At 75.4% G+C, this 6,000-nt stretch carries 5 protein-coding genes and 1 pseudogene; 3 read left to right on the forward strand and 3 right to left on the reverse strand.

The window, feature by feature from the left end:
- The first annotated feature begins 11 nt into the window (after window positions 1–11).
- Window positions 12–2,303, forward strand: coding sequence for a heavy metal translocating P-type ATPase (locus tag VGI02_RS27550; protein WP_331632996.1), 2,292 nt, complete (start codon window positions 12–14; stop codon window positions 2,301–2,303).
- Between the two features lie 31 nt (window positions 2,304–2,334).
- Here VGI02_RS27550 and VGI02_RS27555 read toward each other — a convergent pair whose 3' ends face one another.
- Window positions 2,335–3,087, reverse strand: a complete 753-nt coding sequence (locus VGI02_RS27555) for an RDD family protein (protein ID WP_331632998.1) — start codon at window positions 3,085–3,087, stop codon at window positions 2,335–2,337.
- Between the two features lie 54 nt (window positions 3,088–3,141).
- Between VGI02_RS27555 and VGI02_RS27560 the strand changes: the two genes are divergently transcribed.
- Window positions 3,142–4,110 (forward strand): stage II sporulation protein M, encoded by a 969-nt coding sequence (locus VGI02_RS27560; RefSeq protein ID WP_331632999.1) that lies wholly within the window; start codon window positions 3,142–3,144, stop codon window positions 4,108–4,110.
- Window positions 4,111–4,167: 57 nt separating this feature from the next.
- Here the strand turns inward: VGI02_RS27560 and VGI02_RS27565 are convergent, their stop codons facing one another.
- Complete coding sequence (locus tag VGI02_RS27565) at window positions 4,168–4,797, reverse strand: TetR/AcrR family transcriptional regulator (RefSeq protein ID WP_331633001.1); 630 nt, start codon at window positions 4,795–4,797, stop codon at window positions 4,168–4,170.
- A gap of 106 nt (window positions 4,798–4,903) precedes the next feature.
- On the opposite strand from VGI02_RS27565, the gene VGI02_RS27570 reads away from it, so the two are divergent.
- The gene (locus tag VGI02_RS27570; RefSeq protein ID WP_331633003.1) at window positions 4,904–5,482 is read left to right on the forward strand and encodes a hypothetical protein; all 579 of its coding nucleotides are present in this window, start codon (window positions 4,904–4,906) and stop codon (window positions 5,480–5,482) included.
- Between the two features lie 164 nt (window positions 5,483–5,646).
- On the opposite strand, the pseudogene VGI02_RS27575 reads toward VGI02_RS27570, so the two are convergent.
- Window positions 5,647–6,000 (reverse strand): annotated as a pseudogene (locus VGI02_RS27575) (DUF58 domain-containing protein); the annotation flags it as partial.

Here is a 6,000-nt window from a genome sequence, read left to right on the forward strand (position 1 = left end):
CCATCGATCCCATGACCGAGCTGACGACGCCCGCCGGAGATGTCCGGGATCGTCCGGATTCGGGCGATGCCGCGCCGGGGCCCGGGGCGGGCGAGGACTTCCTGCTCAGCGGGATGACCTGCGCCGCCTGCGCGTCGCGGATCGAGCGGCGGCTGAACAAGGTCGAGGGGATCTCGGCAACGGTCAACTACGCCACCGAGCGGGCCACGGTCCTGCGGGACCCGGCGGTCGACCGGGGCACGGTCGTCGAGGTCGTCGCGAAGCTCGGCTACGGCGCGACGCCGCTGCGGGGGCCGGAGGACTCCGACGGCCGGACTCCGCCGGCGAGGGACGACCGCGTCGGCGACCTGTGGCGCCGCCTCGTCGTCGCGGCGGTGCTGTTCATCCCGATGGTCGACCTGCCGCTCGCGCTCTCGGTGCTGCCCGCCGCGCGCTTCCCGGGCTGGGAGTGGGTGGTCGTGGCGCTCGCCGCGCCGGTGGTCGGGTGGTCGGCGTGGCCGCTGCACCGCGCGGCGTTCGTCAACGCCCGCCACGGCGCCTCGTCGATGGACACCCTCATCTCGCTGGGCATCATCTCCGCCACCGTCTGGTCGCTCGGCTCGATCCTCCTGGGCCGCCTGCCCGACGTCGGGGCGGGCGGCGCGTTGCAGGTGTTCCTCGACCCGGTGGGCCCTCTCTACCTCGAGGTCGCCGCCGCGGTGACGACGTTCGTGCTCGCCGGGCGCTACGTCGAGGCCCGGGCCAAGCGGTCCGCGGGTGATGCCCTGGCCGCCCTCGCGGCGCTGGCCGCGCGCGACGTCGCCGTGCTGCTCCCCGACGGCACCGAGACCCGGGTGCCCGCGTCCGCCCTCGCCGTCGGTACCCGGTTCGTGGTGCGGCCCGGGGAGAAGGTGGCCACCGACGGCGTCGTGGAGTCCGGCGCGTCCGCGGTCGACCGCTCGATGCTCACCGGCGAGACGGTGCCGGTCGAGGTGGCCGAGGGCGACGCCGTGACCGGCGGCACCGTCGCGACCGGCGGACGGCTGGTGGTGACGGCGACGGCGGTCGGGTCGGCCACGCAGCTCGCCGGGATGATCCGGCTCGTCGAGTCGGCGCAGGCGTCGAAGGCGTCGGTGCAGCGGCTGGTCGACCGGATCTCGTCGGTGTTCGTGCCGGTGGTGATCGGTCTCGCCGTCGTGACCGCGCTCGGCTGGTGGCTCGTGGGCGGCGACGCCGGGGAGATCTTCTCGGCGGCCCTCTCGGTGCTGGTCATCGCGTGCCCGTGCGCGCTGGGGCTGGCGACGCCGACCGCGATGCTCGTCGCGTCCGGTCGGGGTGCCCGGGAAGGGATCTTCCTCAAGAGCCACCAGGCGCTGGAGTCGAGCCGCACCGTCGACACCGTCGTGCTCGACAAGACCGGCACGGTCACCACCGGCGCGATGACGGTGCGCGCGGTCCACGTCGCCCCCGGCGAGGACCGGGCGCGGGTGCTGCGGCTGGCCGGCGCCGTCGAGGACTGCTCGGAGCACGCCGTCGCCCGCGCCGTGGTGGCGCGGGCGCTCGACGAGGCGAGCGACCTGCCCGCCGTCGAGGGGTTCGCGGCGCTGCCGGGACTCGGGGCGCGGGGAACCGTCGAGGGTGTCGCCGTGCGTCTCGGCCGGCCCTCGCTGGTCGGTGGGATGCCGCCCTGGGCGCCCGAACCGGCCGCGGACTCGACCCTGGTCGTCGTCGAACTGGGCCCGCCCGCGCCGCACGGGGCGGAGGCGGCCGAGGCGGTGGCCGTGCTCGAGCTCGCCGACGAGATCAAGCCCTCGGCCGCGCCCGCGATCGCCCGGCTGCGCGCGGCCGGGCTGCGCACGGTGCTGCTCTCCGGCGACCGGGCCGGGGCCGCCGAGGCCGTCGGCGCCGCGATCGGGGTGGACGAGGTGGTCGCCGAGGTGCTGCCGCAGGACAAGGTCGCCGCGATCGCCGCGCGCCGCCGGGACGGGGCGCGCGTGGCGATGGTCGGGGACGGGATCAACGACGGCCCCGCCCTCGCGGCCGCCGACCTCGGGCTCGCCGTCGGCGCGGGCACCGACGTGGCGCTCGAGGCGGCCGACGTCATCCTGGTGCGCGAGGACCTGGCCGCCGTCCCGGATGCGCTCGACCTCGCCCGCCGGACCGCGACGACGATCCGCCGCAACCTGGTCTGGGCGTTCGGCTACAACGTCGCCGCGCTCCCGCTCGCCGCGTTCGGCCTGCTCAGCCCGCTGATCGCCGGCCTGGCGATGGCGTTGTCGAGCGTGCTCGTGGTCTCGTCGAGCGTGCGGCTCCGCCGCACGTGAACGGCATCGTCGTCGCGGCGAGGACGTCGGCTCACGTGCGCCGACGGCGCTCCGCCAGCACGGCGACGAGGTAGGTCTCGGCGGGGATGCCCGCCGGCGGGGGCGGGGCCACCCGCGCCGCGACGTCGGAGGCCAGCCGCTCCCCCAGGGTGCGCCGTACCGCCGGGTCCAGCTCGCCGGTGCGGCCGAGGAACTGCCGCGCAGACAGGGCCAGATCGTCCGGCAGCGCCGCGAGCTGCAGCGTCGACGCCCAGCCGGCGAGTGCGGGGTCCGGCGGCGGCAGCGCCCGGGCGCGGGTCGAGCGCGGGACCCGCTCGCGCAGCACGAGCGTGCCCGCCAGCAGGTCGCCCACCCGTTGCCCCTGCGGGGAGCACGCCGAGACGACCATCGCGATCACGCCGCTGAGCAGACCGAAGTCCACGAACAGGCCGGTGAGCGCCCGGACCAGCGCGTGCCGGAACCGGATGGGCCCGCCGTCGTCGCGCACCACCCGGAGCCCGAACGCGGCCTTGCCCGGGGTCCGGCCGCGGGTCAGCGTCTCCCAGGCCGTCGGCCACGCCACGAGCCCGAGGACGACGAGCGCCACCGTCAGCGCCGTCGCGAGCGCCGAGTCGAGATCCACCCCGGCCACGACGACGACGATGACCACCGCGGTCAGCACGGCCCCGACGATCACCGCGTCGAGGCCGAACGCGAGGCCCCGGGTCGGTAGCTTGGCGGGGACGAGATCCAGCTCGACCGCCTCGCCGACGACGACGCCCGTGGCGGGCTCGGGTGGGGTCACGACCGGACATGCTGCCAGGCAGGGAGCGGTGTCCACGGGAGAACAGGGGGCCGAGTGGACGTCGACGCCTATACCGACGCCCACCGCGTGGAGTGGGACCGTCTCGATCACCTGCTGCGCCGCCGGCGGTGGAGTGTCGAGGAGGCCGACGAGGCCCTGGACCTGTACCGCCGCGCCGCCACCCATCTCTCCGTCGTCCGCTCCTCCTCGCCCGACCCCTCGTTGGTGTCGCGGCTGTCCTCGCTGGTGGCGCGGGCGCGGGCGGCGGTGACGGACTCGTCGTCGTGGTCGTGGCGCGATCCGCTGCGCTTCGTCACCGACGAGTTCCCCGCGGCCCTGGCCGCCTCGGCGCGCTGGTGGGTGACGACGGCGTTGTGCTCGCTGGCCGTCATGGTCGTCGTCGGGTGGTGGGTGGCGACCGGGCCGGGTGTCGCGGCGGCGATCTCCACGCCGGAGCAGACGCGACGCCTGGTCGACCAGGAGTTCGCGTCCTACTACACGTCGAACCCGGCCGGGTCGTTCGCGGCGCAGGTCTGGTCGAACAACGCGCTCGTGGCGGCGACGTGCCTGATCACAGGGATCCTGCTTCTCCCGGTGCTGTGGGTGCTGCTGCAGAACGTCGCGAACGTCGCCGTGGTCGGCGGGATCATGACCGCGAACGACCGGCTGGATCTGTTCCTCGGGCTCATCGTCCCGCACGGGCTGCTCGAGCTCACGGCGGTGTTCGTGGCCGCGGGCGCCGGGTTGAAGCTGGGGTGGACGTGGATCGACCCCGGCCCCGACTCCCGCCGCACGGCGCTCGCCCGGCAGGGCCGGGTGACGGCGGGCATGGCCCTGGGTCTCGCCGGGGTGCTGGCGATCTCCGGGGTGATCGAGGCGTTCGTGACCCCGTCCGGCCTGCCGACCTGGGCGCGGATCGGGATCGGGGTGCTCGCCGAGCTCGGGTTCGTCGCGTACGTCCTGCGGGGGCGTCGGCTGCTGCGTGAGCGTGCCGGGGTGCCGCTCGCCGACGACGGGACCTGAGGGCGCGTCCGGTGCTGTGCCGGGTGCTCAGTGGAGGACTGCTCAATGGAGGACTGCTCAGTGGAGGACGGTGAGCAGACCCTCGACGCCGCGGTGGAACGCGGCGCCGACACTGTCGGCGCCGTCGAGGTGGGCGCCGGACATCGCCCCGTCGCGCATCATGACGAAGTGCCGCGCGGCGTGCTCCGGCTTGCCCCGTCGCGGTGAGGTCCCGAAGACCTGCGTGAACAGCTCGGCGAGCGTGGACACGTACCAGGCGCGGTGCTCGAGGACCACCTGGCGCACCGGGTCGTCGGGGTCGGGGTACTCGGCGGAGGCCTTGAGGAAGGCGCACCCGCGGAACTCCGGCCTGGCCAGGTCGTCGGCGACGGCGGTCCCGATCGCCCGCAGCGCGTCGGCCGGCGACGGGGCGGCGTCGATGGCGGCCTGCACGTGGGCCCGGATGTCGGCGTCGACGCCGCGCAGGTAGGCGACCACCAGGTCTTCCTTCGAGGGGAAGTGCCGGTAGAACGTGGCCCGCGTGGCCGGCGCCTCGGCGAGGATCCGCTCGACCCCGACGGCCCGGATGCCCTCCCGGTAGAACAGCCCGCCTGCCGTGGCCAGCAACCGCTCCCGCGCCTCGGACCGCCGGGGGGCCGCCGGACCGTCGTTCGTGCCGTCGGGCGCGGAGCGGGTCGGCGTGGTCACGACCCGAGGCTAGCAGAAAGAACGATCGGTCTTGTGGAGCGACGACGCGCCGTGGCAGGCTCCGTATGTCAAGAGAGAACGGTCTTTCTGCCTGGAGGTACACGCCATGACCACCGCCACCGCCCCGGCGGCCGCCGGAGTCGCACCGACGCTCCGGCGGCTCTACCTCGTGCGCTTCGGGTTCGCCCTCGTCTGGGCGGTCCTGCTGTTCCTGACCGCGTCGAGCATCGGTGTGCTGACCGCGGTGCTGCTCGTGCTGTACCCGGCGTTCGACGTGGCCGCGGCCGCCGTCGACGCCCGCTCCTCACGGGTCGACGGGGCGGGCGGCTCCGGCGGTGGGTCGGCCGCGGGTCAGTACGCGACCATGGCGATCAGCACCGTCGCCGCCGTCGGACTCGCCGTCGCCCTCACCTCCGGCATCCCGGCCGTGCTGCGGGTCTGGGGAGCCTGGGCCGTCGTGGCCGGCGTCGTGCAGCTCGTCGTGGCCGTCCGGCGACGCCGACTGGGAGGTCAGTGGGCGATGATCGCCAGCGGGAGCATCTCCGTGCTGGCGGGCGTCTCGTTCGTCCTCATGGCGTCGAACGGCGGGGCGTCGCTGACCGCCGTGGCCGGCTACGCGCTGCTGGGCGGGGTCTTCTTCCTGGTCTCGGCCCTGCGTCTCGGCCGCACCCGGGTCGGAACCTGACCGGCCGGGGTCGCGGAGCCGTCCTCCGATTCCGCCCACACTCCGGCAGCGGGCCCGTCGAGTCGTGCCCGGGCCGGCGCGTGGCGCGTCGGTTTCTGCGGGGTGCTGGGCGTTGCCGCGGAGTGTGTGCGCGACACGTCGGTCACTCGTGTCGGCTGAGGGACTCAGAGCCGCCCGCGGGCCTTCAGCGCGAGGTAGCGGTCCGCGAGCGCCGGGGCGAGATCGTCGGGGGCGGCGTCGAGGACCTCGACCCCGCGCCGGGTCAGGCGGGCCGCCACGTCGCGCCGCTCGGCGAGCGCGACCTGCCCCGCCGCCGCCCCGTAGACCGCCGCCGCGTCCCCGCGCCCCGCGGCCATCGTCGTCACCACCGGGTCGGACACCCCGGCGACGAGCAGCGTGTGCCGGTGCAGCAGCGGGCCGAGCAACGGCTCCAGACCGTCGGCGAGCACGGCGTCGTCGAGCCCGGTCAGCAGCACGACGAGGGAGCGCCGCGACGCCCGGCGCAGCACCGTCGCCAC

It is taken from the genome of Actinomycetospora sp. (assembly GCF_036497245.1).
Taxonomy (GTDB): domain Bacteria; phylum Actinomycetota; class Actinomycetes; order Mycobacteriales; family Pseudonocardiaceae; genus Actinomycetospora.

Excerpts from the sequence above, each read along its gene's own strand:
- VGI02_RS27550 (WP_331632996.1), top strand. The coding sequence starts at position 12 with ATGACCGAGCTGACGACGCCCGCCGGAGATGTCCGGGATCGTCCGGAT.
- VGI02_RS27570 (WP_331633003.1), top strand. The coding sequence starts at position 4,904 with ATGACCACCGCCACCGCCCCGGCGGCCGCCGGAGTCGCACCGACGCTC.